This window comes from Mesorhizobium sp. GW821-FHT04C10 (genome assembly GCF_059420305.1).
The window spans coordinates 705125-727252 of record NZ_JBWKTL010000001.1 but is presented as its reverse complement, the minus strand read 5'-3'; the positions used below and the strand labels follow the sequence as shown (position 1 = coordinate 727252).

At 62.1% G+C, this 22128-nt stretch carries 26 protein-coding genes; 13 read left to right on the top strand and 13 right to left on the bottom strand.

All coding sequences use genetic code 11. The annotated features are described in order from the left end of the window. Positions 1-160 precede the first annotated feature (160 nt). Positions 161-922, bottom strand: a complete 762-nt coding sequence (locus AC07UC_RS03415; RefSeq protein WP_140770739.1) for a GGDEF domain-containing protein — start codon at positions 920-922, stop codon at positions 161-163. 161 nt (positions 923-1083) lie between these two features. Between AC07UC_RS03415 and AC07UC_RS03410 the strand changes: the two genes are divergently transcribed. Continuing rightward, positions 1084-1812: a pyrimidine 5'-nucleotidase gene (locus AC07UC_RS03410; RefSeq protein ID WP_494904030.1), complete on the top strand. Its 729-nt coding sequence runs from the start codon at positions 1084-1086 to the stop codon at positions 1810-1812. Between the two features lie 113 nt (positions 1813-1925). Here the strand turns inward: AC07UC_RS03410 and AC07UC_RS03405 are convergent, their stop codons facing one another. Continuing rightward, positions 1926-2771: an LOG family protein gene (locus AC07UC_RS03405; RefSeq protein ID WP_494904028.1), complete on the bottom strand. Its 846-nt coding sequence runs from the start codon at positions 2769-2771 to the stop codon at positions 1926-1928. Positions 2772-2998: 227 nt separating this feature from the next. Here AC07UC_RS03405 and dapD point away from each other — a divergent pair, with 227 nt between their 5' ends. From dapD to AC07UC_RS03385, 4 genes are all read left to right on the top strand, one after another. After that, the gene (gene dapD, locus AC07UC_RS03400; protein WP_494904026.1) at positions 2999-3853 is read left to right on the top strand and encodes a 2,3,4,5-tetrahydropyridine-2,6-dicarboxylate N-succinyltransferase; all 855 of its coding nucleotides are present in this window, start codon (positions 2999-3001) and stop codon (positions 3851-3853) included. A gap of 72 nt (positions 3854-3925) precedes the next feature. Continuing rightward, positions 3926-4279: a DUF805 domain-containing protein gene (locus tag AC07UC_RS03395; RefSeq protein WP_140770733.1), complete on the top strand. Its 354-nt coding sequence runs from the start codon at positions 3926-3928 to the stop codon at positions 4277-4279. Next, complete coding sequence (locus AC07UC_RS03390) at positions 4272-4649, top strand: DUF805 domain-containing protein (RefSeq protein WP_181179721.1); 378 nt, start codon at positions 4272-4274, stop codon at positions 4647-4649. Before AC07UC_RS03395 ends, AC07UC_RS03390 begins: the two co-directional genes overlap by 8 nt. A 128-nt stretch (positions 4650-4777) precedes the next feature. After that, positions 4778-5551, top strand: coding sequence for a hypothetical protein (locus AC07UC_RS03385; protein ID WP_140770731.1), 774 nt, complete (start codon positions 4778-4780; stop codon positions 5549-5551). On the opposite strand, the gene AC07UC_RS03380 is transcribed toward AC07UC_RS03385, so the two are convergent. Then, positions 5454-6524, bottom strand: coding sequence for a 2-dehydropantoate 2-reductase (locus tag AC07UC_RS03380; RefSeq protein ID WP_494904023.1), 1071 nt, complete (start codon positions 6522-6524; stop codon positions 5454-5456). The genes AC07UC_RS03385 and AC07UC_RS03380 overlap by 98 nt on opposite strands. A 126-nt stretch (positions 6525-6650) precedes the next feature. Between AC07UC_RS03380 and dapE the strand changes: the two genes are divergently transcribed. The 3 genes from dapE to AC07UC_RS03365 all read left to right on the top strand — a co-directional run bounded on the left by dapE (position 6651) and on the right by AC07UC_RS03365 (position 8855). Next, entirely contained in the window at positions 6651-7844 is a 1194-nt protein-coding gene (gene dapE / locus AC07UC_RS03375) for a succinyl-diaminopimelate desuccinylase (RefSeq protein ID WP_494904021.1), read from the top strand. 5 nt (positions 7845-7849) lie between these two features. After that, positions 7850-8458 (top strand): transporter, encoded by a 609-nt coding sequence (locus AC07UC_RS03370; RefSeq protein ID WP_494904019.1) that lies wholly within the window; start codon positions 7850-7852, stop codon positions 8456-8458. Positions 8459-8543: 85 nt separating this feature from the next. Further along, a complete protein-coding gene (locus AC07UC_RS03365) occupies positions 8544-8855 on the top strand; it encodes a hypothetical protein (protein WP_494904017.1) in 312 nt (103 codons plus the stop codon). A 64-nt stretch (positions 8856-8919) separates the two neighbouring features. Here the strand turns inward: AC07UC_RS03365 and AC07UC_RS03360 are convergent, their stop codons facing one another. The 5 genes from AC07UC_RS03360 to def form a co-directional block, all read right to left on the bottom strand. Beyond that, complete coding sequence (locus AC07UC_RS03360) at positions 8920-9993, bottom strand: hypothetical protein (RefSeq protein ID WP_494904015.1); 1074 nt, start codon at positions 9991-9993, stop codon at positions 8920-8922. Between the two features lie 317 nt (positions 9994-10310). After that, positions 10311-11060 carry a tRNA pseudouridine(38-40) synthase TruA gene (gene truA, locus AC07UC_RS03355; RefSeq protein WP_494904013.1) on the bottom strand — a complete coding sequence of 250 codons (750 nt, stop codon included), beginning with the start codon at positions 11058-11060 and terminating at the stop codon, positions 10311-10313. Positions 11061-11083: 23 nt separating this feature from the next. Then, complete coding sequence (locus AC07UC_RS03350; RefSeq protein ID WP_140770721.1) at positions 11084-11590, bottom strand: GNAT family N-acetyltransferase; 507 nt, start codon at positions 11588-11590, stop codon at positions 11084-11086. Then, complete coding sequence (fmt, locus tag AC07UC_RS03345; protein WP_494904011.1) at positions 11587-12540, bottom strand: methionyl-tRNA formyltransferase; 954 nt, start codon at positions 12538-12540, stop codon at positions 11587-11589. Before fmt ends, AC07UC_RS03350 begins: the two co-directional genes overlap by 4 nt. Before the next feature lie 4 nt (positions 12541-12544). Beyond that, on the bottom strand, positions 12545-13075 hold the full coding sequence (gene def, locus AC07UC_RS03340) for a peptide deformylase (RefSeq protein WP_494904009.1): 531 nt from the start codon (positions 13073-13075) through the stop codon (positions 12545-12547). Between the two features lie 166 nt (positions 13076-13241). Here def and AC07UC_RS03335 point away from each other — a divergent pair, with 166 nt between their 5' ends. After that, positions 13242-14513 carry a DNA recombination protein RmuC gene (locus AC07UC_RS03335; RefSeq protein WP_494904007.1) on the top strand — a complete coding sequence of 424 codons (1272 nt, stop codon included), beginning with the start codon at positions 13242-13244 and terminating at the stop codon, positions 14511-14513. A gap of 114 nt (positions 14514-14627) precedes the next feature. Here AC07UC_RS03335 and AC07UC_RS03330 read toward each other — a convergent pair whose 3' ends face one another. The 4 genes from AC07UC_RS03330 to AC07UC_RS03315 form a co-directional block, all read right to left on the bottom strand. Then, positions 14628-15440, bottom strand: a complete 813-nt coding sequence (locus tag AC07UC_RS03330) for a class I SAM-dependent methyltransferase (RefSeq protein ID WP_494904005.1) — start codon at positions 15438-15440, stop codon at positions 14628-14630. Between the two features lie 75 nt (positions 15441-15515). Continuing rightward, positions 15516-15920, bottom strand: coding sequence for a GFA family protein (locus AC07UC_RS03325; protein WP_140770713.1), 405 nt, complete (start codon positions 15918-15920; stop codon positions 15516-15518). A gap of 77 nt (positions 15921-15997) precedes the next feature. Continuing rightward, complete coding sequence (locus tag AC07UC_RS03320; protein ID WP_494904003.1) at positions 15998-16951, bottom strand: cation diffusion facilitator family transporter; 954 nt, start codon at positions 16949-16951, stop codon at positions 15998-16000. Positions 16952-17073: 122 nt separating this feature from the next. Next, on the bottom strand, positions 17074-17883 hold the full coding sequence (locus AC07UC_RS03315; protein WP_140770710.1) for a transglutaminase-like domain-containing protein: 810 nt from the start codon (positions 17881-17883) through the stop codon (positions 17074-17076). 331 nt (positions 17884-18214) lie between these two features. Here AC07UC_RS03315 and AC07UC_RS03310 point away from each other — a divergent pair, with 331 nt between their 5' ends. Both AC07UC_RS03310 and sugE read left to right on the top strand, forming a co-directional pair. Continuing rightward, positions 18215-18340, top strand: a complete 126-nt coding sequence (locus AC07UC_RS03310) for a hypothetical protein (protein WP_081294966.1) — start codon at positions 18215-18217, stop codon at positions 18338-18340. A gap of 207 nt (positions 18341-18547) precedes the next feature. Beyond that, positions 18548-18862, top strand: coding sequence for a quaternary ammonium compound efflux SMR transporter SugE (gene sugE / locus AC07UC_RS03305; RefSeq protein WP_140770709.1), 315 nt, complete (start codon positions 18548-18550; stop codon positions 18860-18862). 144 nt (positions 18863-19006) lie between these two features. Here the strand turns inward: sugE and AC07UC_RS03300 are convergent, their stop codons facing one another. Beyond that, a complete protein-coding gene (locus AC07UC_RS03300) occupies positions 19007-19435 on the bottom strand; it encodes a DUF6481 family protein (RefSeq protein ID WP_140770707.1) in 429 nt (142 codons plus the stop codon). A gap of 306 nt (positions 19436-19741) precedes the next feature. On the opposite strand from AC07UC_RS03300, the gene AC07UC_RS03295 reads away from it, so the two are divergent. Together AC07UC_RS03295 and AC07UC_RS03290 are read left to right on the top strand one after the other, a co-directional pair. Then, on the top strand, positions 19742-20803 hold the full coding sequence (locus AC07UC_RS03295) for an LLM class flavin-dependent oxidoreductase (RefSeq protein WP_494904000.1): 1062 nt from the start codon (positions 19742-19744) through the stop codon (positions 20801-20803). 113 nt (positions 20804-20916) lie between these two features. Then, on the top strand, positions 20917-22086 hold the full coding sequence (locus AC07UC_RS03290; protein ID WP_140770704.1) for an AI-2E family transporter: 1170 nt from the start codon (positions 20917-20919) through the stop codon (positions 22084-22086). Positions 22087-22128 lie beyond the last annotated feature (42 nt).

Sequence of the window (22128 nt, the reverse complement as noted above, 5' to 3'; positions counted from 1 at the left end):
TTCGATGCGCATGCCATTCCCCGAACGGCACACGCATCGTCACGGACGCCAGTATCGTGCCAAGTCAGGTCTCAAGGCAGCGAAAAGACGGGCAAGCGGCACAACCGAATGCAAACAGCGTTAGAAATTCCTTAACAGGCGGGTGTATCGGGCCGGCCGTTCAGGCGGCCGCGGAAATGTCCGTATCGAGGATCGACAGATTGCGGCCAGCATGCTTGGCCTGATAGAGGCGCTGGTCGGCGGCACGCATCAGCTCCGAGACGTTTGCCTCTTCTCCGCAGACGGTGCCGCCGATGCTGACGGTCAGCGGAATGGTCCGTTCGTCGACGGGCCGGAAGCGGATCAGTTCGACCTCGCGGCGAATGCGCTCGGCAACGCGCTTGGCTTCTTTTTCCGTGGCTCCGACCAGGAACGCGCCGAACTCCTCGCCGCCAATGCGCCCGAGCACGTCGCCGCTGCGCACGCCGCGCTCGATGGCGCTGGCGATCAACAGCAACGCGTCGTCGCCGGTCAGATGGCCGAAACTGTCATTGATCTTCTTGAAATGATCGGCGTCGATGATCAGCAGCGCACCGCGGTCGGACTTGCGCCGGGAGCCGTCCAGCGCGGCGAAGAAACTTTCCCGGTTGAGCATGCCGGTCATGTCGTCGCGGCTCGCCTTTTCCGACAAGCGGCGGTGCGCCGCGGCGAGCTGGGCGTGCGCCCGGGCCAGTTCGCGGTGCGCGTTTTTCAGCCTGTCGCTCTGCCAGAAGGTGCTGATGCAGGCCACCCACGCAAGCACCAGCGGGCAGAGCGTCGAAGTCAGCCAGATCGTCCGGTTGATCGGAAATCCCATGGCCGGAACGATGATCAGCGTGAGAAGAAGAGAGGCGGCGACGGAGGCAAAAGCGATAGCGGCGGATTTCAGAATGATGCTGTTCATCGCGGGCTCCCACAGGACTGTCTCTGTGCCAGCAAGCCCTGAAGGCCACCTTTCGCGGTTGCTTAAAATTTGAATCGTGAGGCCATTTCCGCCACTGAAAGCGCGTGGAAGTTGTGGATAAAGTCCCTTTCAGAATCCCCGTTTCATGCCATAAGGAGCGCATGACCACGCTGCCTGATCCCGCCCGCTTCGCCCATGTCACCGACTGGGTGTTCGACCTCGACAACACGCTCTATCCGCATCATTCGAATCTGTTCTCGCAGATCGACGTCAAGATGACGGCCTACGTCGGGGAACTGCTGGCCTTGCCGCGCGACGAGGCGCGCAAGCTGCAGAAGGAGCTTTATCTCGAATACGGCACGACGCTGAACGGGCTGATGACGCGCCACGGCATCGATCCCGACGATTTCCTCGAGAAGGTGCATGACATCGACTATTCATGGCTGGTACCCGACCCGGTTCTCGGCACCGCCATCCGCCAGCTTCCCGGCCGCAAGTTCATCTTCACCAATGGCGACCGCAAGCACGCCGAGCGCACCGCGCGCCAGCTTGGCATCCTCGATCATTTCGACGACATCTTCGATATCGTCGCCGCCGGCCTCAATCCCAAGCCCGCGCGCCAGACCTATGAGAAGTTCGCCGAGCTGCACGCGGTCACCGGCCACAACGCGGTGATGTTCGAGGATCTCGCCCGCAACCTGGAGGTGCCGAAGGCGCTGGGCATGACCACCGTGCTGGTGGTGCCGCGCAATTTCGAGCCGACTTTTTCCGAGATCTGGGAACGCGACCCCGCGCAGGATGACGACGTCGATTTCGTCACCGACGATCTCGCGGGGTTTTTGACGGCGATAGTCGCAGGGGAGGAAGGCAGTAGGGCAGTAGGGCAGTAGGGCAGTAGGGCAGTAGGGCAGTAGGGCAGTAGGGCAGTAGGGCAGTAGGGAGAATAAGGCGCTCTCAGCCCCTGATTTCCAGGTTTCACCTACTGCCTTACTGCCCTACTCCCTTATTCCCCTAACTTGTAGAACCGGCTGATAATGCCCCAGGCCTCGTCGGCGGTGTCGACGAAATCGATGATGTCCTGGTCGCCAGGGCTGATCGTGCCTTGCTCGGCGAGGAAGTTGAGGTCGATAGCCCTTTTCCAGAAGGATTTGCCGAACAGGATCACCGGCACGCGCTCCATGCGTCCGGTCTGGATCAAGGTCAGCGTCTCGAAGAACTCGTCCATCGTGCCGAAGCCGCCGGGAAACACCGCCACCGCCTTGGCGCGCATGACGAAATGCATCTTGCGGATGGCGAAATAGTGGAAGTTGAAACAGAGTTCCGGCGTCACATAGGCGTTCGGCGCCTGCTCGTGCGGCAGCACGATGTTGAGTCCGATCGACGGCGCCCCAACGTCATCGGCGCCGCGGTTTCCCGCTTCCATGACGCCGGGGCCGCCGCCGGTCACCACGACATATTCGCGGTAATATGAGGCGGCCGACTGCTGCGAGCACAGCCGCGCGAATTTGCGCGCCTCCTCGTAATATTTGCTGTTTTCCTCGAGGTTCTTCCTCTGCGTCTCGTTCTTGGCCGCCCAAGCTTCGCCGCCTGGTTCCGGCAGGCGCGCGCCGCCGAACAGGATCACCGTCGAACGGATGCCGCGCTCGGCAAGGATCATTTCCGGTTTCAAAAGTTCGAGCTGCAGCCTGACCGCCCGCAATTCGCGCCGAGTCATGAAGTCGGGATCGTTCCAGGCAAGCCGGTAGGTCTCGGCCCGCGTCTGCGGCGTGTCCGGCACGCTTTTCGACCGCTCCAGATCCTCGTCCGAATGCGGCAGCGGCGTCCATCCCGCCTTTTCCATGGGAGTCATCGAATCCACCCGTTCAATTCCTTTACTTGCGTCGTCCCGTGACGCAGCCACGATTGACCCCCATTGAGCCTTAACATAAGCAGGTTCCGCAAAAGTGTCCGGCGGTTTTGCGACAAGAACCTGCTACATGCAAAGACCCAAGCATGCAAAGCATGCGTGGGGGTCCGCGCGGCTTTCAAAACAGGTTAAGACGCAGCCCCTTAACAGCTTGGTAATGGAGCAAATTCATGTCGAAGCCCGATCTGGCGAGCCTCGAAAAGACCATCGAGAAGGCCTTCGAGGAGCGCGACTCCATTTCAACCGCGACACGCGGCGAGACGCGCGACGCCATCCAGTCGGCGCTGGACCTGCTCGATCACGGTAGTGCCCGCGTCGCCGAGCGGCAGGCCGACGGCAAGTGGCACGTCAACCAGTGGCTGAAGAAGGCCGTGCTGCTCTCTTTCCGGCTCAACCCGATGGAGGTCATCAAGGGCGGGCCCGGCCAGGCCGTCTGGTGGGACAAGGTACCGTCCAAGTTCGACGGCTGGAGCGCCGTCGATTTCGAGAAGGCGGGTTTTCGCGCGGTGCCGTCGTCGATCGTGCGCCGCTCGGCCTATGTCGCGCCGGGCGTCGTGCTGATGCCGTCCTTCGTCAATGTCGGCGCCTATGTCGATAGCGGCACCATGGTCGACACCTGGGCCTCGGTCGGCTCCTGCGCCCAGATCGGCAAGAACGTCCACCTGTCGGGCGGCGTCGGCATTGGCGGCGTGCTGGAGCCGATGCAGGCCGGTCCCACCATCATCGAGGACAATTGCTTCATCGGCGCGCGTTCGGAAGTCGTCGAGGGCTGCATCGTGCGCGAGGGCTCGGTGCTCGGCATGGGTGTCTTCATCGGCCAGTCGACCAAGATCGTCGACCGCGCCACCGGCGAGATCTTCTACGGCGAGGTGCCGCCAAATTCCGTCGTCGTCGCCGGCTCGCTGCCCGGCAAGCCTTTGCCAAACAACGAGCCCGGCCCCAGCCTCTACTGTGCCGTCATCGTCAAGCGCGTCGACGCCAAGACCCGCTCCAAGACTTCGATCAACGAATTGCTGCGCGATTGATCTTTCCGCCGGGCGGGCGCACCTTCCGCCGGCGCGACAATCGGTCGCGCTGGTTCAACATGGAGGGGTGACATGGACTGGAAGTATCTGCTGACCAGCTATGAGGGGCGCATCAACCGCGCAAAGTTCTGGGCTTGCGTGGGCGTGATTTTCGTCGGCGCGGTGATCGCCATGATTCTCGACAACATACTGGGTACGACATTCAACCACATGCCGTACGGCTTTATCTATTTGCTCTATGCGTTGGCCATGCTCTATTCGGTCTTCGCCGTCTATGCCAAGCGCTGGCATGACCGGGGCAAGTCCGGCTGGTGGAGCCTGATCATCCTGGTGCCTTTCATCGGCGCGATCTGGTTTCTGGTGGAATGCGGCATTCTCGAAGGCGCCAAGGGTGCCAATCAATACGGATCGGACCCGCTTGCCTGACAGTTCAAATCTCACCTGGCTTTTCTTCAAGACATCGGGCCGCGTCAGTCGCGCGGCCTATTTTCTTGGTGGCTTGCTGGTCGCCATCATCCAGGCGTTCCCGCTCTATCGCTTCACGTTGGTGCCGGAAGGCTCGGCCGAGAGCAATATGTGGTCGTTCATCTTCTTCATCGCCTTCATTGCCTCGCTATGGTCGAACATCGCGCTGGCGGTGAAGCGGCTTCACGACCTCGACAAGCCGGGCATTGCCGCGCTGATCCTGTTCGTGCCGGTCGTCTCAATCGTCGCCTTTCTTGTACTGTGCCTGTTTCCAGGGCAGCCTGGGCCCAACCGCTATGGCCAACGCACCAACGAGCCGGCACAACCCTAGAGCCGGATGATCTCAGGTCGAATCGACCGGAGATCTGAATCCGGCTCTAAAATCAAAGAGATAGAGCATGATGTCGTCCGAAAGCCGCTTCACACTTTTCGGCCTCATCTTCTGAGGACCGATCGGACATGCGCTACCGTACGCTTGATCCGAAACTGATCATCGAGACCGCCGAACGGCTCGAGGGTCGCGTTGCGGAACGTTTTCCCAAGGCCGGACTGCGTGGCGTCGCCGCCGAGCTGGTATCGCTGTCGCGCGATCTGGCCAAGGCGGCGAAAGGGCTCGAGGAGCCGATCTGGTGGCTGCGCGGCCTCATCGTCGCGGCCTTCATTGCCGGGGTGCTGATCTTCCTGTTCGTCGGCACCATCCTGCCGCTCGACCGGATTTCGGGAACCGACGATGCCGTGCAATCGGTCCAAGGCATCGAGGCTTCGATCAACACCGTCATCCTCGCCGTGCTTGGCTTTCTGGCCCTGATCCGCACCGAGGAGCGCATCAAGCGCAAGAGGGTCTTTCGCCAGCTTCATGGCCTGCGCTCGCTGATCCATGTCATCGACATGCACCAGCTGACCAAGGATCCGGCGGCGCTTTCGGCCAGTTTCAAGCCGACGGCGCAGTCGCCGGCCCGCATCACCAATGCCGCCGACCTGGCGCGCTATCTCGACTATTGCTCCGAAATGCTGTCGATCACCGGCAAGATCGCCGCTCTGTTCGCCCAGTCGGTCAATGACGACGTGGTTATCGATGGCGTCAACGACATCGAGAATCTGAGTTCCAACCTGTCGCGCAAGATCTGGCAGAAGATCACCCTGATCGAGAGCCACCCGGCGGCACAACCTGTTCCGGCGCCAGACCCGGCGAGCCGAGCCGCGCCGCTTCCGCCGCGCGCACCAAAGCGGTAACGCTTTTCAAGAATGGCGCCGGCGTGCCTGTTCTTTCGGCGAGGCTGAGCACCGCCCCTTGCAACTCGCCGATCTCGGTCGGCCGGCCGCGCTGCAGATCGTCCCACATCGAAGAGCGCGCCTGAGGGTCGATCGCCAGCATGCGCCGCGCCAGCCGTTTGAACAGCCAGTCCGGCAACCGAAGCCCCTTCGACAGCAGCGCCGGCCGCAGGCCGGCGATCCGCGCCGGCGCGATGCCGGAGGCTTTCATCGCCAGCAAGGCCTCGTCGATCTGCCCGGCCAGGATCAGCCGCCAGCGCCGATCGGCGAGTTCGTTCGCCAGCGGCAGACCCGACAGCGCCACCAGGGCATTGTTCAGGTTCATCAACAGCTTGCCCCACAGCACGGCCTTCATGTCGCCATGCGTCTCGACCGCCAGCCCTTCCACATCAAGAAGACTGGCGACATCAAGAAGACCGGCGACATCGGGAAGGCCGGCGCGGCCGCTGTCCTCGATCATCACCTTGCCCTCGCTGGCGCGGTGGACGCGCAGCGGCAGCTCGCCCTCAGGGGACTGCACCACGTTGAACGGCACCATGCCGGCCAGCACGGCTCGCTGGCCGAGCCCGGCGCGCAGCCTGTCGGCATTGTCGACGCCGTTCTGCAGGCTCACCACCACTGCGTCGAGGCGGGCATGGGTATTGATAAGCGCTGCCATCTCGTGTGTCGCGCCGCTCTTGACGGTGACCAGGATCACGTCCGCCCCGGGCAAGGCGGCGGCCGGATCCACGGTGATACCGAGCACGTCGGGCTTGACCAGGCGGTCGCGGCCCTCGAGGTCGCTGATGCGCAGTCCGCCCTGCCGCATGGCTACCTCGATGCGCGGCCTGGCCAGCAGAATCACCTGCCTGCCGGCGAGCGCCAGGCAGCCGCCGACATAACAGCCGATGCTGCCGGCGCCGGCGATGACGATCCTTTTTTGCCCGTTTGCCATACTGCCGCTCCGCACCGGCCCGACTATACGACATGAAAACCATAATGTCGGCGGCATCGCCTGCCATTGGGCTGGCCTCCATGTCTGGCCGTGACAGGCCCTCAGCTTTCGACTATCGCTTTTGCCATGACGCTGCCGACCGACCCCGCCGCAAACCTCGCCGCCCTTATCCGTTGCGCCTCGGTGACGCCAGCCGAAGGCGGCGCGCTGAGCGCGCTGGAAACGATGCTGAAACCGCTCGGCTTCCTGGTCGACCGGCCGGTGTTCTCCGAGGACGGCACCCCCGACATCGAGAACCTCTATGCAAGGCGGTCCGGCAACGGCCCGCATCTGATGTTCGCCGGCCATACCGATGTCGTGCCGGTCGGCGACGAGGCCGCCTGGACGCACCCGCCTTTCGCCGCCGAGATCGCCAATGGCGAGATGTATGGCCGTGGCGCGGTCGACATGAAGGGCGGTATCGCCTGTTTCATCGCCGCCGTGGCCCGCCATGTCGAGGCGAATGGCGGCCCCAAGGGCTCGGTCTCGCTGCTGATCACCGGCGACGAGGAAGGCCCGGCCATCAACGGCACGGTCAAGCTGCTCGAATGGGCCGCTTCCAGGGGCGAGAAATGGGATGCCTCGATCGTCGGCGAGCCGACCAATCCGGATGCACTGGGTGACATGATCAAGATCGGCCGTCGCGGCTCGATGTCCGGTTCGATATCGGTCAATGGCCGCCAGGGCCATGCCGCTTATCCGCAGCTTGCCGACAATCCGGTGCGCGGGCTGGTCAGCCTGGTCGACGCCTTGCTGCATCCCGTCTTCGACAAGGGCACCAGGGATTTCCAGCCGACCAATCTGGAGGTCACCTCCATCGATGTCGGCAACCCGGCCACCAATGTGATTCCGGCCAAGGCCACCGCGACCTTCAACATCCGCTTCAACGACACCTGGACGGCCGAGACCATCCAGGCCGAAATCCACAACCGGCTCGACCAGGCGGCCAAGCGCAAGAAGTACCGGCCGGGCAAGAAAACCCCGGTCGACTACGACCTTGTCTGGCGCGATCGGCCAAGCCATGTCTTCCTGACCCGTGACGACAAGCTGGTCGACACGCTTGCCGGCTCGATCAAGTCGGCGGTTGGCAAGGAACCGACGCTGTCGACCTCCGGCGGCACATCGGATGCACGCTTCATCAAGGATTATTGCCCGGTGGTCGAGTTCGGCCTGGTCGGCAAGACCATGCACATGGTCGACGAGCGCGTTGCCCTTGCCGACCTCGAGACATTGACGCGGATCTACCATCGCTTCATCGAAGACTGGTTCGGACAAGGCTGAGCAGCATGCTTTCGGCGGACGAAACCCAAGCCTCGTTGCTCGGTGCCTGGCGGCTGATGCTCGGCAAGGCCGATGGCCTGCGCCTGCTCGACCTGTCGGCCGACGGTTTCTGGAATTCTTTCTTCGCCATCATCGTTGCCGCGCCGCCGCTGATCGTCGGCTGGGTCGGCATCGCCAACGAGATCGGTGATCCCGATGCTTTCGTGGGCCGCTTCAGCATGCTGTTGCGCTTGGCCACGGTCGACATCGGCTCCTGGGTGCTGCCGCTGATCGCGCTCGCCCTGGTCGCGCCGCGTGCCGGCATTGGCGGCCGCTTCGTCCACTACGTCGTCGCCAGCAACTGGGCCTCGGCCATCACCGCCTGGCTGATGCTGCCTTCTGCGCTGGTCAGGCTTTTCCTGTCCTCGGCGAGCCAGGTCTCGAGCCTTGTGTCGCTGTTGTTGTTTGCCCTGTCGATGGTGCTGACCTGGCGCATGACCACTGCGACGATCGGCAAGGGCGCGGCGGTTGGAACCGCCGTTTTCGTCGGCATGTTCATCGCTTCGCTGCTGGTGCTGTTCGGGCTCCAGATGCTGCTTGGCATCAGCGTTCCGGACGGGGAGGTGATGTCCTAGCGACGTCGCAAATCCCGCCCGGGGAACAGACCTGACCCTAACGAGGTCGCTTGTTCGACGGATATCACGGAGAAGAAAATGTCGAATGGTTGCCGAAACATATACAATAAGGATCGTTAGGCGCGCAGTCGCACTCATCCAAGTCTTTGGCCAAGCTTATGTTTCTCATATCTTGGGAATTCTTGACGAAATCTTTGATCTTCTGAAATTTATTGTAGTCCATAAACACGGTTTTGTCGTGGGGGTTCGGGCCCAGTATCGCGTTCAGGGCGGCTTCATGTCCGCTATCGTGAAAGGCTTTTACGAGTTTGGCCATACCAAATACACTGACCCTGGCTACATCCTGTGCTCCGGACGGGGGGCCTTTGGCACCGGACTTGCTGACCTTTGCTCTTGATCTGCCTGACGGTTTGGCTTGACTCTTGGCACTTGATTTTGGCTTTGAAGGCATATCCAAGACCTCACTGGTTCACAATGATCGTGGTGTTAAGCGCTTTCTGAGAGAGTTGCTGCTCGACGGCTGCGGCTGCGCCCTGTTGCGCCGGCCCGCCCGAACTGGTTACGAATGTCCCGAATACGACCTTCTTGGATTTGGTGGATGTTTTGGCGCCTTCCTGGTCGAGATAGAGTCCGACAGTCAATTTATGAGTGTCCGAACGAGACATCTTTATCCCCAGACTCGCGTCGCTGAACTGCAGGTTCTTTCCTGAGGGCGAGAACACGACCTGGGGTGTGGAACTGCCGGTAATGGTTGTTTGAAACTGCATCTGCTCGACCATGGTAGGGGGGCCGGACACGGTGATGGAGTTCTTCACATCATTGCCAGACAAATTGCTGAACAATGTATTTTCCAGGAATTCGCGGACAAGCTCATCGATCCCGACTTTTCCGGCTATTGGGTAAGCAAAATTCTCCGGCTTTAGATGGCCCGTGCAATACCCCTCAGGAACATCCTGTATTAGGCCCGCAAAAGTATCAGTGACCATGAAAGTTTGCTCATTCTGACGCTGACGGTCAAAATTACCACCGATACCGAAGGAAAATTTAGAAGAGATCGGCAGCGGCCGAAGGAAATCTATAGTCGGATCTATGTTGTTTGTCTCTACTGCTTCCAGGTCGAAATTATATGCTACGCCAGTATGAAGCATCAAATCGACAACGGTCTTTGCCATTCCGGTCAGGCGTTTGCTTGAGAAGTTAGATATGTATCCCTTACCCCCATTGTACTGAGCAACAAATTCTTGACCAACTTTTCGGGATGCGTCATCAACTTTTTGGAAAGCCTTCTTCGTTTTTGGATCGGTGACAGATTGGTAATATATCTTTTGATTATTGTAGGGCTCCGTCAAAAAGCCTAGAGCAGAGTCTATTACAGCTTTCCGCATTTCGCAGCGGACTTGCCGTACGATCACAAACGTTGGAATGTGGGTGACGTCCCTGGGAGTTGGATGAATAGCGCATCCTCCCAAAAGCGGAAATAATAGATACAAGCACCATCGGTTTTTAGTCGGACTGACTACGCTAAGAAAACGCATGCCCGCAGTCCCCCACTGCCTGTCTGATTTAGATAAATCTTAATTACTTGCAAAAAAAAGAGCATCACGACAATTTGACTACCGCCTCGTGTACCAAGGTTCGTTTGCCGTACGAACGTCATCGATATCGCTTGGAAGATTTCGGGCGCCATTAATTCCCTGGGAGCAGTGCGCAGATGTCTCGTCACCTCGGTGCGCTGATCTGGGTACAGGTGGATGCGGCCTGTTACATCCCGGCAGCAGTCATTGGATATCGAGTAGTCTGAATCTGTGGTTCTCCCCGGTGGAGCCACTCCAGATTATTCGCAGAACCGGCTTTATCCGGGATAATCGACGCCAATGAGAAAAAGCCCGTCGGGCGGCGCCACCTGGCCACAGGCGGCGCGGTCTCGCGCTTCGAGCGCTGCCTTGAGGTCGGCCTCGGTCCAGCCGCCGTCGCCGACGCGTTTCAGCGAGCCGACCATCGAGCGCACCTGGTTGTGCAGGAAGGAACGCGCCGAGGCTCTTACCTCGATCATGTCGCCCGTCCGGCTGACATCGAGCCGCTCCAGCGTCCGGACCGGGCTGTTGGCCTGGCACTGCGTCGAGCGGAAGGTGGTGAAGTCATGCCGGCCGAGCAGGACTTTCGCCGCCTCGTGCATGACGGCGGCGTCGAGCCGCTTCGGCACCCACCACACCTTGCCCTTGTCCAGCGCCGATGGCGCACGGCGGTTGAGGATGCGGTAGAGATAGTGACGGCCAGTGGCCGAGAAGCGCGCGTCGAAATCGTCCGGGACGACCATCGCCTTCAGGATGGCGACATGCGCGCCGGCAGCCTGAAGATGGGCATTGACGGCGTCGCGCACCTTGTCATCCGGCCATGCCTTGGCGAGATCGACATGCGCCACCTGGGCCGTCGCATGCACGCCGGCATCGGTGCGGCCGGCGGCACGCAGCCGCACCGCCTCGCCGCTGAATTTCTCGATCGCCTGCTCGATTGCCTGCTGCACCGAAGGCTGGTCGGCCTGGTGCTGCCAGCCGGCAAAAAGGCTGCCGTCATATTCGATGTCGAGGCGAAAACGCGGCATGCCGGGCGACTATACGCTCTTGCCTACGCGGCGAGAGCGGTGAAGGCGGAAGCGTAGACCAGCCTGCCGGCTTCCGGAGCGTCGCCCCAGGCCAGCGCCTGCAGCGCTTCGCTTTGGTATTCGCTCTCGAATCTTTCGGCCCGCGCATGGCTATAGCCGAAACGGCCGTAATAGGCCGGATCGCCCAGCACCACGGCCAGTGTCTCGCCGGCATCCCTGAGACGGATATGCGCCTCGCGGATCAGCGCGCCGCCAATTCCGCTGCCATGGAACGAAGGCTCCACCGCCAGCGGCGCCAGCGCCACGGCCGCGAGACTCTTGCCGCCATTCTGGACGAAGAGCCGTGAAAACAGGATATGGCCGACCACCTGGCCGTCTTCTTCCGCCACCAGTTCGACCACGGCGTCGCCGCCGGTCACCAGTGCGTCGACCAAGCCGGCCTCCGCCTGCTGGCCGAAAGCGTGTTCCTCGACGAGGCGGATGGCCTCGCGATCCCGCGGCGTCGCCGCGCGTATCGACATCATGCTCATGAGAACTTCATTCCTTTAACAATCTTGGCTCCGCGCAGGAATTCCGACGCGGCGGCGGGCTTTCCGCCCGCACGTTGAACTTCGACCAGTCTGATCGCGCCTGCGCCGCAGGCGACCGTCAGCCGGTCATCGAGAATTCCTCCCGACTCGCCCAGATCTTCCGAAAGCGACAGACCTTCGGATAGCGTCGAGCGAAGCAGTTTCAGCCGCTCCATGCGGCCGCCAATGTCAATTTCGGACCAGGCGCCGGGAAAGGGCGACAGGCCACGAAGGTGGTTATGGACCTCGACGGCAGGCCGTGTCCAATCCACACGCGTCTCGGATTTATCGATTTTTCTGGCGTAAGTCACCCCGTCAGCCGCTTGCGCGGTAAATGTCAGGGTGTTCTCTTCCAGCCGCGCCAGCGCTTCCACGATCAGGGCGGCACCGACACTCATCAACCGATCATGCAGATCGCCGGCTGTCATATCGGGATCGATGGCGCATTTTTCAAGCAATCCCACCGGACCGGTGTCGAGACCCTCTCCCATGCGCATCACCATCATGCCGCTTTCCAGGTCTCCCGCCATGATGGCGCGCTGGATGGGGGCGGCACCGCGCCAGCGCGGCAAGAGCGATGCATGGCCGTTGACGCAGCCGAGCCGGGGGGCGTCGAGAACAGCCTTCGGCAGCAGCAATCCATAGGCGACGACCACGGCGATATCGGCCCGCAAGTCACGGAAAGTGGTTCGCTCGGCCTCGGCCTTGAGGGAGGCCGGCGTGCGTACCTCGATGCCAAGCCGCTCGGCCTCGCGCTGCACCGGCGAGGGTGTCAGCTCCAGCCCGCGCCGGCCGGCCGCGCGAGGCGGCTGCGTGTAGACGGCGGAAATCTCATGTCCGGCCTCGGCAATCGCGCGCAGCGTCGGCACCGAAAATTCCGGCGTGCCCATGAAGATGACGCGAAGGGGCATTCCCCTATCCCACCAGCTTGCCCGGCGCCTTGTCCTTGGCGAGCTTCTTGAATTTCTTCACCACCATGTCGCGCTTCAGCTTCGAGATGTGGTCGATGAACAGCACCCCGTTGAGATGGTCGATCTCGTGCTGCAGGCAGGTCGCCATCAGACCCTCGGCCTCCATCTCCTGCAGCTTGCCGTCGCGGTCGAGATATTTCACCCGCACGGAAGCCGGGCGTTCGACCTCGGCGTAATAGTCGGGGATGGACAGGCAGCCTTCCTCGTAGATGGAGCGCTGATCGGCGCTTTCGAGGATCTCCGGATTGATGAAGACATGCGGCGCCGGCGTTTCGTCTTCCTTGGCGAGGTCGATCACAAGCATGCGCAACGGCTCGCCGATCTGGATTGCCGCCAGCCCGATGCCGGGCGCGTCATACATGGTCGCCAGCATGTCGTCGGCCAGTTTGCGCAACGGCGCGTCGACGCGCTCCACCGGCTTCGAAACCTGGCGCAGGATGGGATCGGGTAGGATGATGAGCGGCTTGATCGGCATGGCGTCCCACGTAAGACGTCCAGCGAAAAGCGTCAACCGGTGGGCTTCATAAAGCAATTCCAGGAAAAGTGTTAAGCGGTTTTCCGTTCGGAATTGCGCCAGAACAAAGAGATTCTCGTTCACGTTTTGATCTGTGCCAGCCCCACGAATCGGCTATGCTGTCCACATGAATGATCTGAGCACCATCCTTTCCGAGCCCGTCGCCCGGCTTGGCGCCTCGACAATCACGCTCGGCCACGCTCTGGGCTTCGGCGCCTTGTTGTTTTTCGGTCTCTTCGTGGCGCTGGTCGTCGCGCTGTGGCGGTCGGCCAAGGCGCGCGCCGTCGCTGCCGCGGAAGCCGCCGACCATGCCCGCGACGCCGAGGCGCGGATGGCCGGCATCTTACAAAGCCAGGCCGAGATGCAGGGCCGCATGGGCGCCATCGCCGAAGTGTTCGGCGCGCGCCAGGCGGAGTTGACGCAGTCGATCGGCCAGCGCCTCGACGCCATGACGGGCCGCATCGGCCAGACCATGACCGAGCAGACCAAATCCACGCATGAGAGCCTGGCCAAGCTGCAGGAGCGGCTGGCGGTCATCGATACCGCGCAAGGCAACATCCAGTCGCTTGCCGGCCAGGTCGTTCAGCTCCAGGCCATCCTCTCCAACAAGCAGACGCGCGGCGCCTTCGGCCAGTCGCGCATGGAGGCGATCGTTGCCGACGGCCTGCCGCATGGCGCCTATGAATTCCAAGCGACGCTGTCGAACGGCAGCCGGCCCGATTGCCTGGTCAAGATGCCGAACGGCGCGCCCTCGCTGGCCATCGATGCCAAGTTTCCCCTGGAAGCGTGGAACGCCATCCGCGCCGCCGATGGCGCCGACCTGCAGAAGGTCGCGTCCCAGGCCTTCCGCCGCGACATCGACATCCATGTCCGCGACATCTCCGAGAAGTATCTGATCCAGGGCGAGACGCAGGACACCGCCTTCATGTTCGTGCCGTCGGAATCGGTGTTCGCCGAGATCCACGAGAATTTCGAGGCGATCGTCCACAAGGCGCACCGCGCCCGCGTCGTCATCGTCTCGCCGTCGCTGCTGATGCTGTCGATCCAGGTCATCCAGGCGATCCTCAAGGACGCCCGCATGCGCGAACAGGCGCATCTGATCCAGGGCGAGGTGATCCGGCTGATGGAAGATGTCGCGCGCGTCGACGAGCGCGTGCGCAAGCTGCAGGGCCATTTCGGCCAGTCGGCCAAGGATATCGAGGACATACTGGTCTCGACATCGAAAGTGACCAAGCGCGGCCAGAAGATCGAGGCGCTGGAGTTCGGCGCCCAGGCCGAAGGCGATGCAGGCCCGGAGACGCCGTCCCGGGCACCGGCCGCGAAACTCGACCCCGGCCCGCGCGTTGCCGATTCAAAGACCGGGCAGCTCAGGCTGCGGGTCGTCGAAGGCGACGACTGAGCAAATAACTGCCTAGAGCAATTCCAGGAAAAGTGTGTAACGGTTTTCCGTCCGGAATTGCGTAAAAACAAATAGTTAGAGCGGTTCTGCGATTCCGTCAAACGCTGAACCGCTCTAGGCCACGGCGACGATGACGTGGGCTTGAATCTTGGCGGCAACCACACCGCTGCCATGCCTGGCCGCAATCGAGGATGCGGCATAGTCCGTTGCGGCGTCGAGTTTTCCCGGGTCCCTGGCCTCGATTTCGGTGCGAAGCACCGTTCCCTGGCAATAGGCAACGGCCGGAATGCGCGGCGAGGGTGCACGGCTTTGTTCGGCCCTCGTCTCGATCGCCACAGCGGAGAAGCCCGCCTGCTCAAGGTCTCCGCGGATCAATGCCGTATCGTGGTAGCCGTGCGGCGTGCGGGCCAGAAAGCGCGGTGGATCGTTCGGAAAAATCCTGGCCAGGGCATTCGTCACATCATCGGCAAACACGTTCTCTTCGATGCGATCCCATACGTTGAACAGAAAATGTCCGCCGGGCTTCAGCACCCGCCTTGCTTCGCGGTAAGCGGAGGGGCGGCTGGGAAAGAACATCGCGCCGAACTGGCAGCAAACGAGATCGAAGGTCGCATCTTCAAACGGCAGCGCCATGGCGTCGGCCTGGCGCCATTGGATGCGGCTGTCGGGAGCTTGTCGCGAAGCGGCATAGTCGAGCATCGGCTGGTTGAGGTCGGTCACGACATAGCTTGCGCCAGGAGACAGTCTTGGCGCCAATGCACGGGTGACAACCCCGGTGCCCGCGGCGACTTCCAACACGGCGCTGGGCGAAAAGGATGCTGCTTTTTGCGCAAGATCCGCGGCGAACGGCTCGAAAATCAACGGCACCATATAGCGGTCGTAGTTTTCCGGGATCGAGCCGGCAAACAACTTGTCCGTTTCCAGCATGGCTATCACCCGCCCGTTTGATGGCGAGCCAGGCTAGCACATAATTGCTGCCTTGGGCGGCTTTCGGCGCAGGGGCTACTGCTCCTCCACGATGCTTATGCCCTCGAATTCCGGAAGCCAGTGCAGAGCCGATCGATGCCACTTCTGTTGTGTCGGGACCAGATCCTCGCGTTGCCGCGCGGTCCCCGCCCGGATCCCATAGACCTTCGGGCCGTCGCCGACAGACGTCGCATAAAGATGCGAACCGCAGTCGCCGCAAAATGCCTGGGCGCGCTTGGCGCCGCTCGATCCGGTCTTGATATAGATTTTTGGCGTGCCCCTGGTGATCCGGTAATGGTCCTCGGGCGCGGGAACTGTGACGCGAAAGGCCGTACCGGTCAGTTGCTGGCAGTCCGTGCAGTGACAGATGGAGGTCTTTCCCGCGTCGACCTCCGCTTCATAGGTGATGGCGCCGCAATGGCACCCGCCGTCGATCTTAATGGTTGCTCCTCCGAAATCCTTCGACTGATCTTAGCGGGGCCAGGCGGTTGGGCCAACGGTGCAGTGCTGGTCCACGACTAGTTCGATGCGGCCTCGATCAGCTTGCGTCGCTGCTCCCAGGTACCCGTGGTCTGCGGCTTGACGAACAGCCGCGTGATCTCCGGCATCTCCTCCTTCAGCCGCGTCTCGATGCGTTGGACACAGGCCTCGATTTCCGGCGCGGTAAGATGATCCTCGAATTCGATGCTCAACCCTGCGACGATCTCTTGCGGTCCCATGTGAACGGTCAGGACGCCGTTCGCCCGCTGCACCGCCGGATCCTGCTGGGCGATTGCCAGCACTTTCCTTTGCACCTCGAGGGATGCCGGCTCGCCGATGAGCAGGCCCTTGCTTTCGCGGGCGAGGAAAATCGCTGTCGCGCCGAGGATGAGCGCGATGCCGATCGAGGCGGCGCCGTCGAGTTCCGGCATCTCCAGCAACTCCGCCGCCAGTATGCCGCCAAAGGCGACGATCAGGCCAAGAAGTGCTGCACTGTCCTCGAACAGCACCGTATAGACGCTCGGGTCCTTGCTCGATTGCACGGCTTGCAGCCAGCCTTGCTTGCCCTTCTCCCGGCGAAATTCCTTCAGCGCCACCAGCCAGGAGCTGCCTTCGAACAGGAAGGAGAGGCCCAGGACGACATAGTTCACCTTGACATTGGCGACAGGCTCCGGGGCCATGATGTGGATGATGCCCTCATAGAACGACACGCCGGCGCCGAGCGCGAAAACCAGGAGCGCGACGATGAAGCTCCAGAAATAGAGCTCGCGGGCGTGGCCCAGCGGATGCGTGCGGTCGGCCGGGCGCGCGGCCCGGTGCATGCCGTAGAGCAGCAGCCCGCCATTTCCGGTATCGACCAGCGAATGGACGCCTTCCGACAGCATCGCCGAACTGCCGGTGAAGAAGGCGGCGGCGAATTTGGTCAGCGCGATCGCCAGATTGCCGGCGAGCGCCGCATAGATGACCATTTTGGAGCCGCTATGCCCGGCCATGCAGTTTGGTCCCCGTTTGACGCACCCAGCCTAACGGCCGGACGGCCGAAGCTCCACCATAACGCGCCAACTGCCGGGTTGTTCAAGACCCGATTTGCCTGGGACCGGCGGGGGGACGGCGACTATTCGACGATTTCGTCGGTCCACACCTTGAAGCCGGCCAGTGTCCCCGGTCCGAAAATATGGGTCAGCGGCACATCCGCCGCGTCGCGTCCGGAGGCGATCAGGATACGGCCGATGCGTGGTGCATTGTTGCGCGGATCGAAGACATGCCAGCGGCCGCCGAGATAGACTTCCATCCAGGCGGCGAAATCCATGCTTGCCCATGGCTTCGGCATGCCGATATCGCTGATGTAGCCTGTGCAGTAGCGTGTCGGGATGTTGAGCGCCCGGCAGAAGGTGACGGCGAGGTGCGCGAAGTCGCGGCACACGCCGCTCTGCTCGCGATAGGCTTCCGCCGCGGTGCGCGTCGGCCGCGCGTTGCCGTAGTTGAAGACGATGTGGTTGTGGACGAAATCGCACACCGCCTGCACGCGCGGTATGCCGAGCGGCGTATGGCCGAACAGCCGCCATGCCTCGCTGGCCAAAAGGTCGCTCTCGCAAAACCGGCTGGGCAGCAGGAACAGCAGCGTTTCCGCCGGCAGGTCACGCACCTCGTGCTGCCAGGCCATCAGCTCGCTCATCTCGAATGTGCCGGGCGCGCGGATCACCGCATCGGTGCCGAATGTGAACCGTCCAGGCGGCGCAACGAAGCGGTTGCACCAATTGCCGAAACTGTCGCGGTAGCTCTCGATCGGCACAGGCGGGTTCGATGTCAAGAAGTCCGGGCGCTCAAGATCGGAAGCGCGGGAATAGTGGACATTGAGCATCGCGATGAGCGGTGTTTCCTGCGGAAAGTCGAAGCTCATCTCGCAGCCGATATGGATCCGCATTGTCGTCCTGACCGGCCTGCCTGACGATCACCCGGCGAAAGCGCGGATCGATGCTGCAGTGCGAGGACGACCATGGCACGGACGGTCATGGTTTACGAGAGCAGTTCCAGGAAAAGCGTGACGCGGTTTTCCCGGGCAAAGCGCATAGCGCTTTGCCCTTGGGAATTGCGCCAAAACAAGGAGTTAGGGCAGTTAACCGTTTCCGCGGAACGTGAACTGCTCCAGAAATTGGTTGAAAGCGGCCGACCGTCAGTTCCTGACCGGCGCTGCCCCCTTGCAGCGAAGCGTTTCTCTTGTTTCAATTCACTCCCCGCAATTGGAGGAACGAATCATGGCTAAAGGTGCGATGAAGGCAGGCAAGGAAGCCCGCAAGCCGAAGAAGGACGCCAAGAAGCCGGCAGCCGCTCCCGTCCTGAAGGCGCCGCCGGTCAAGGCGATGCGCATCAAGGAGAAGTAGGCCTCGACAAATCCGGCGCGGTGGGATCTCACCGGCGGCATTCGACAATGCCGACGGCGGGTGTTGATCGGGCTTTTGGACAACCCTATATCCCTGGCGCGGGGACGACCCCGCGCTTCTCCGAAAAATTAGGTCGGGACGACCCGCCCATTGTTGATCTGAGGATCGGATTCTGTTTCCGATCCGATGCTGGATGGAGCGTTCCCGATGTCTTGGATTTTTCTGTTTTTCGCCGGCCTGTTCGAAATCGGCTGGGCGATCGGCCTCAAATACACTGATGGGTTCACCAGGCTCGTTCCGACCGTGCTCACGGTCGCGTCGATGATCATCAGTCTCACCTTGCTCGGCCTAGCGCTGAAGGCGCTTCCCGTCGGCACCGCCTATGCGGTGTGGACCGGCATTGGCACGGTCGGCACGGCGCTGCTTGGCATCTGGCTGCTCGGCGAACCCGCCACGGCGATCCGGCTTGCCTGCATCGCGCTGATTGTCTGCGGCATCATGGGGCTGAAGTTCGCGGCCTGAATGCACGTCGCCCAAAGCCGCCAAGCGGCTTTGGGACAACGATACGCATCCCCGAAGGCCAAGGCGCCATTTTCGCGCAAACACATTCAGGGCCGCTGCAAGGCGACCCTGATTCAACATTCAAACTTGGCTGCGCCGAAGCTGCTAGCGGGCGGAGAAGCCTGGAGGCGTTCTGCCGGTGCGCTGCTTGCGCGCCGCATAGCGTGCGTCGCGTTTTGCCTTGCGTTCGGCTTCGTCGGCCAGCAAACGAGCAATGCGCTCGGTCTCTTCGGCTTCCTTGATCTTCGCTTCTGCCTGTGCCGCCTCTTCGGCCGCAATGCGTTCCGCTTCGGCCGCCGCCTCGCGCTCGGCCTTCTCGACCGCCTCGCGTGCCAGCTTTTCTTGCTTCAGCCTTGCCTTCTCGGCTTCGCGTATCGCGCGAGCCTCGAGGATCGCCTTGCGTTCGGCCTGTCGCGCCAGCACCGCAGGATCATCTGCCGCCGGCTTTGACTTGAAACGCTCCAGAAGCGCCTTCTTTGCCTCGTTCGCGGCGTTGCGCCGCTCGAAAATGTCTTTTTCCCTGTAGATAGCCAAGTCCACTTCCCTGAAGTCAATTCGCGAGGCTTACATACGCGCGAATGCCGAGAGTTCAAGCGCCAAAACGGTATGCCAGCCATGAAATTCCGCGATGTTGCAGCCGGGAGACGCCTTTTCCCACCCAAACCGACATGCACTGTTCACCGTCAGCCTCTCTGGCGGCGAGGCGGTACGATCGCTACGTCAGCGGTTCGCCTTTCGGTGAACCGCTCTTTCTCTTTGACGCAATTCCGGACGGAAAACCGTTTCATACTTTTCCTGGAATTGCTTTACCGACAAAACCCAACACCAGGATGACATCACATGGAACTCGGTCTCTACACTTTCGCCGACGTCAGCCCGCAGCCCGGCCCAGGCGCTATCGGGCCGCATGAGCGGCTGCGCAACCTGATCGAGGAGGTCGAACTGGCCGACCAGGTCGGCATCGACGTCTTTGGCCTGGGCGAACATCACCGCCCCGATTATGCCGCGTCCGCGCCGGTCGTGGCTTTGGCGGCCGCGGCCGAGCGCTCGAAGCGCATCAAGCTGACCAGCGCGGTCACCGTGCTCTCTTCAGATGACCCGGTGCGCGTCTTCCAGCAGTTCGCCACGCTCGATCTTTTGTCGGGCGGCCGCGCCGAGATCATGGCCGGGCGCGGCTCGTTCATCGAATCCTTTCCGCTGTTCGGCTACAATCTCGAGGATTATGACGAGCTCTTCGCCGAAAAGCTCGATCTGCTGCTTGCCATTCGCGACCAGGTGAAGGTCACCTGGTCCGGCAACCTGCGCGCGGCGATCAACGATCGCGGCGTATACCCCCGTCCGTTCCAGGAAAGGCTTCCGATCTGGATCGCGATTGGTGGGACGCCACAGTCCGCCGCCCGCGCCGGCGCGCTCGGCCTGCCGCTGGCGCTCGCCATCATCGGCGGCGAGCCTGCCCGCTTCGCGCCGCTGTTCGACCTCTACCGCGAGGCTGCCAAGCGCGCCGGCAGTGATCCCGGGGGTCTCGCCACCAGCATCAACGTGCACGGCTTTATTGCCGAGACGACCGAACAGGCAGCCGACGATTTCTACGGTCCGCAGGCGGAGGTGATGAACCGCATCGGCCGCGAGCGTGGCTGGGGCCCGACATCGCGGGCGCATTTCGATCAGGCGCGCGGCCCCAATGGCGCGCTGTTCGTCGGCAATCCGGAACAGGTGGCCGAAAAGATCGTCGCCCAGCACAGGATCTTCAACAATGACCGCTTCCTGCTGCAGATGGCGATCGGCACCATGCCGCATGCCAAGATCATGAAGGCGATCGAGCTCTACGGCACCAAGGTGGCGCCGATCGTGCGCAAGGAGACGGCGAAATCCGCGCCGGCGGTGGCGACTCCGGTGGCGTAAGCTAACGGCAGGGCCGGCTTCTCGGACCCTGCCGGCTAACGGAACCTTGAAGCCGCGCCAGCGTTTCCGGTCGACGGATTGCACCAATTGCGGTGCACCGCCGAGGGACCGAGATGAAAGCCGAACCCGACGCGCTGGGCGCGGGCGTTGCCGAAGCGGCCGAAGCGCGCGCCGTGGCGCGTGCCGATACGCATCTGATGCGCACGCTGCTGGTCGGCATCTTCATTTTCATGACCGTCTATGCGCTCTATTTCGCCCGCGCCTTCTTCATGCCGGTCATCCTGGCGTTCCTGCTGGCGCTGACATTGACGCCGATCGTGCGGCTGCTGCGCAAGCGCGGCATTCCCGAAGTGGTTTCGGCGACGCTTCTCGTGCTGTTGTCCATCTGTGTGTTCGCAAGCGCCGGCTACCTGCTCAGCGGCCCGGTCTTCGAGCTCATCAACAACACCTCGTCGATCGGCCAGCAGCTCACCGACCGGCTGGCGCAATTGCGGCGTCCGCTGGAAAAGATCATGCAGGTCTCGCATCAGATCGAACAATTGACCGAGACGTCGCAGGAGCCCGGCGTGCAGAAGGTGGCGGTCGCCCAGTCGGGCATCCTGTCATCCGCCGCCAGCAACATCCTGGCGGCGGGAACCAGCCTCACCATCATCTTCGTGCTGTCGCTGTTCCTGCTCGCCTCGGGCACGATGTTCTACGAGAAGATCATCCAGTCCTTCGCCAGCCTCACGGAAAAGAAGCGGGCGCTGCGCGTCGTCTATGACGTCGAGCGCGAGATTTCGCACTATCTGCTCACCGTCACCATCATCAATGCCGGCCTTGGCACGGTCATCGGCCTTGGCCTGTGGGCGCTCGGCATGCCCAACCCGCTGGTCTGGGGCGTGGCCGCCGCCCTGCTAAACTTCCTGCCCTATGTCGGCGCGCTGCTGACCATCGTGCTGGTCGCGGTGATGGCGCTGATCAGCTTCGACACCATTTCCTACGCGCTTCTGGCGCCGGCCTTCGTACTGCTCTGCGATGTCGTCGAAGGCCAATTCGTGACGCCGATGGTGGTCGGCAGGCGCCTGGAGATCAACGCCGTGGCGATCTTCATCGCCATTGCCTTCTGGTCGTGGCTGTGGGGTTTCGTCGGCGCCTTGATGGCAGTGCCGCTGCTGGTCGTCATCAAGGTGTTCTGCGACCATTTCGAGGGGCTCGGCCATGTCGGCAATTTTCTCGCCGCGCAGCAGACCGCCGTGGTGGGGGACGATGATGCCGCCGACACCGAGCCGGCGAAGGGCTGATCAATATTTTTGAATTTGCGGCGTCGCCAGGCGCACCCTACA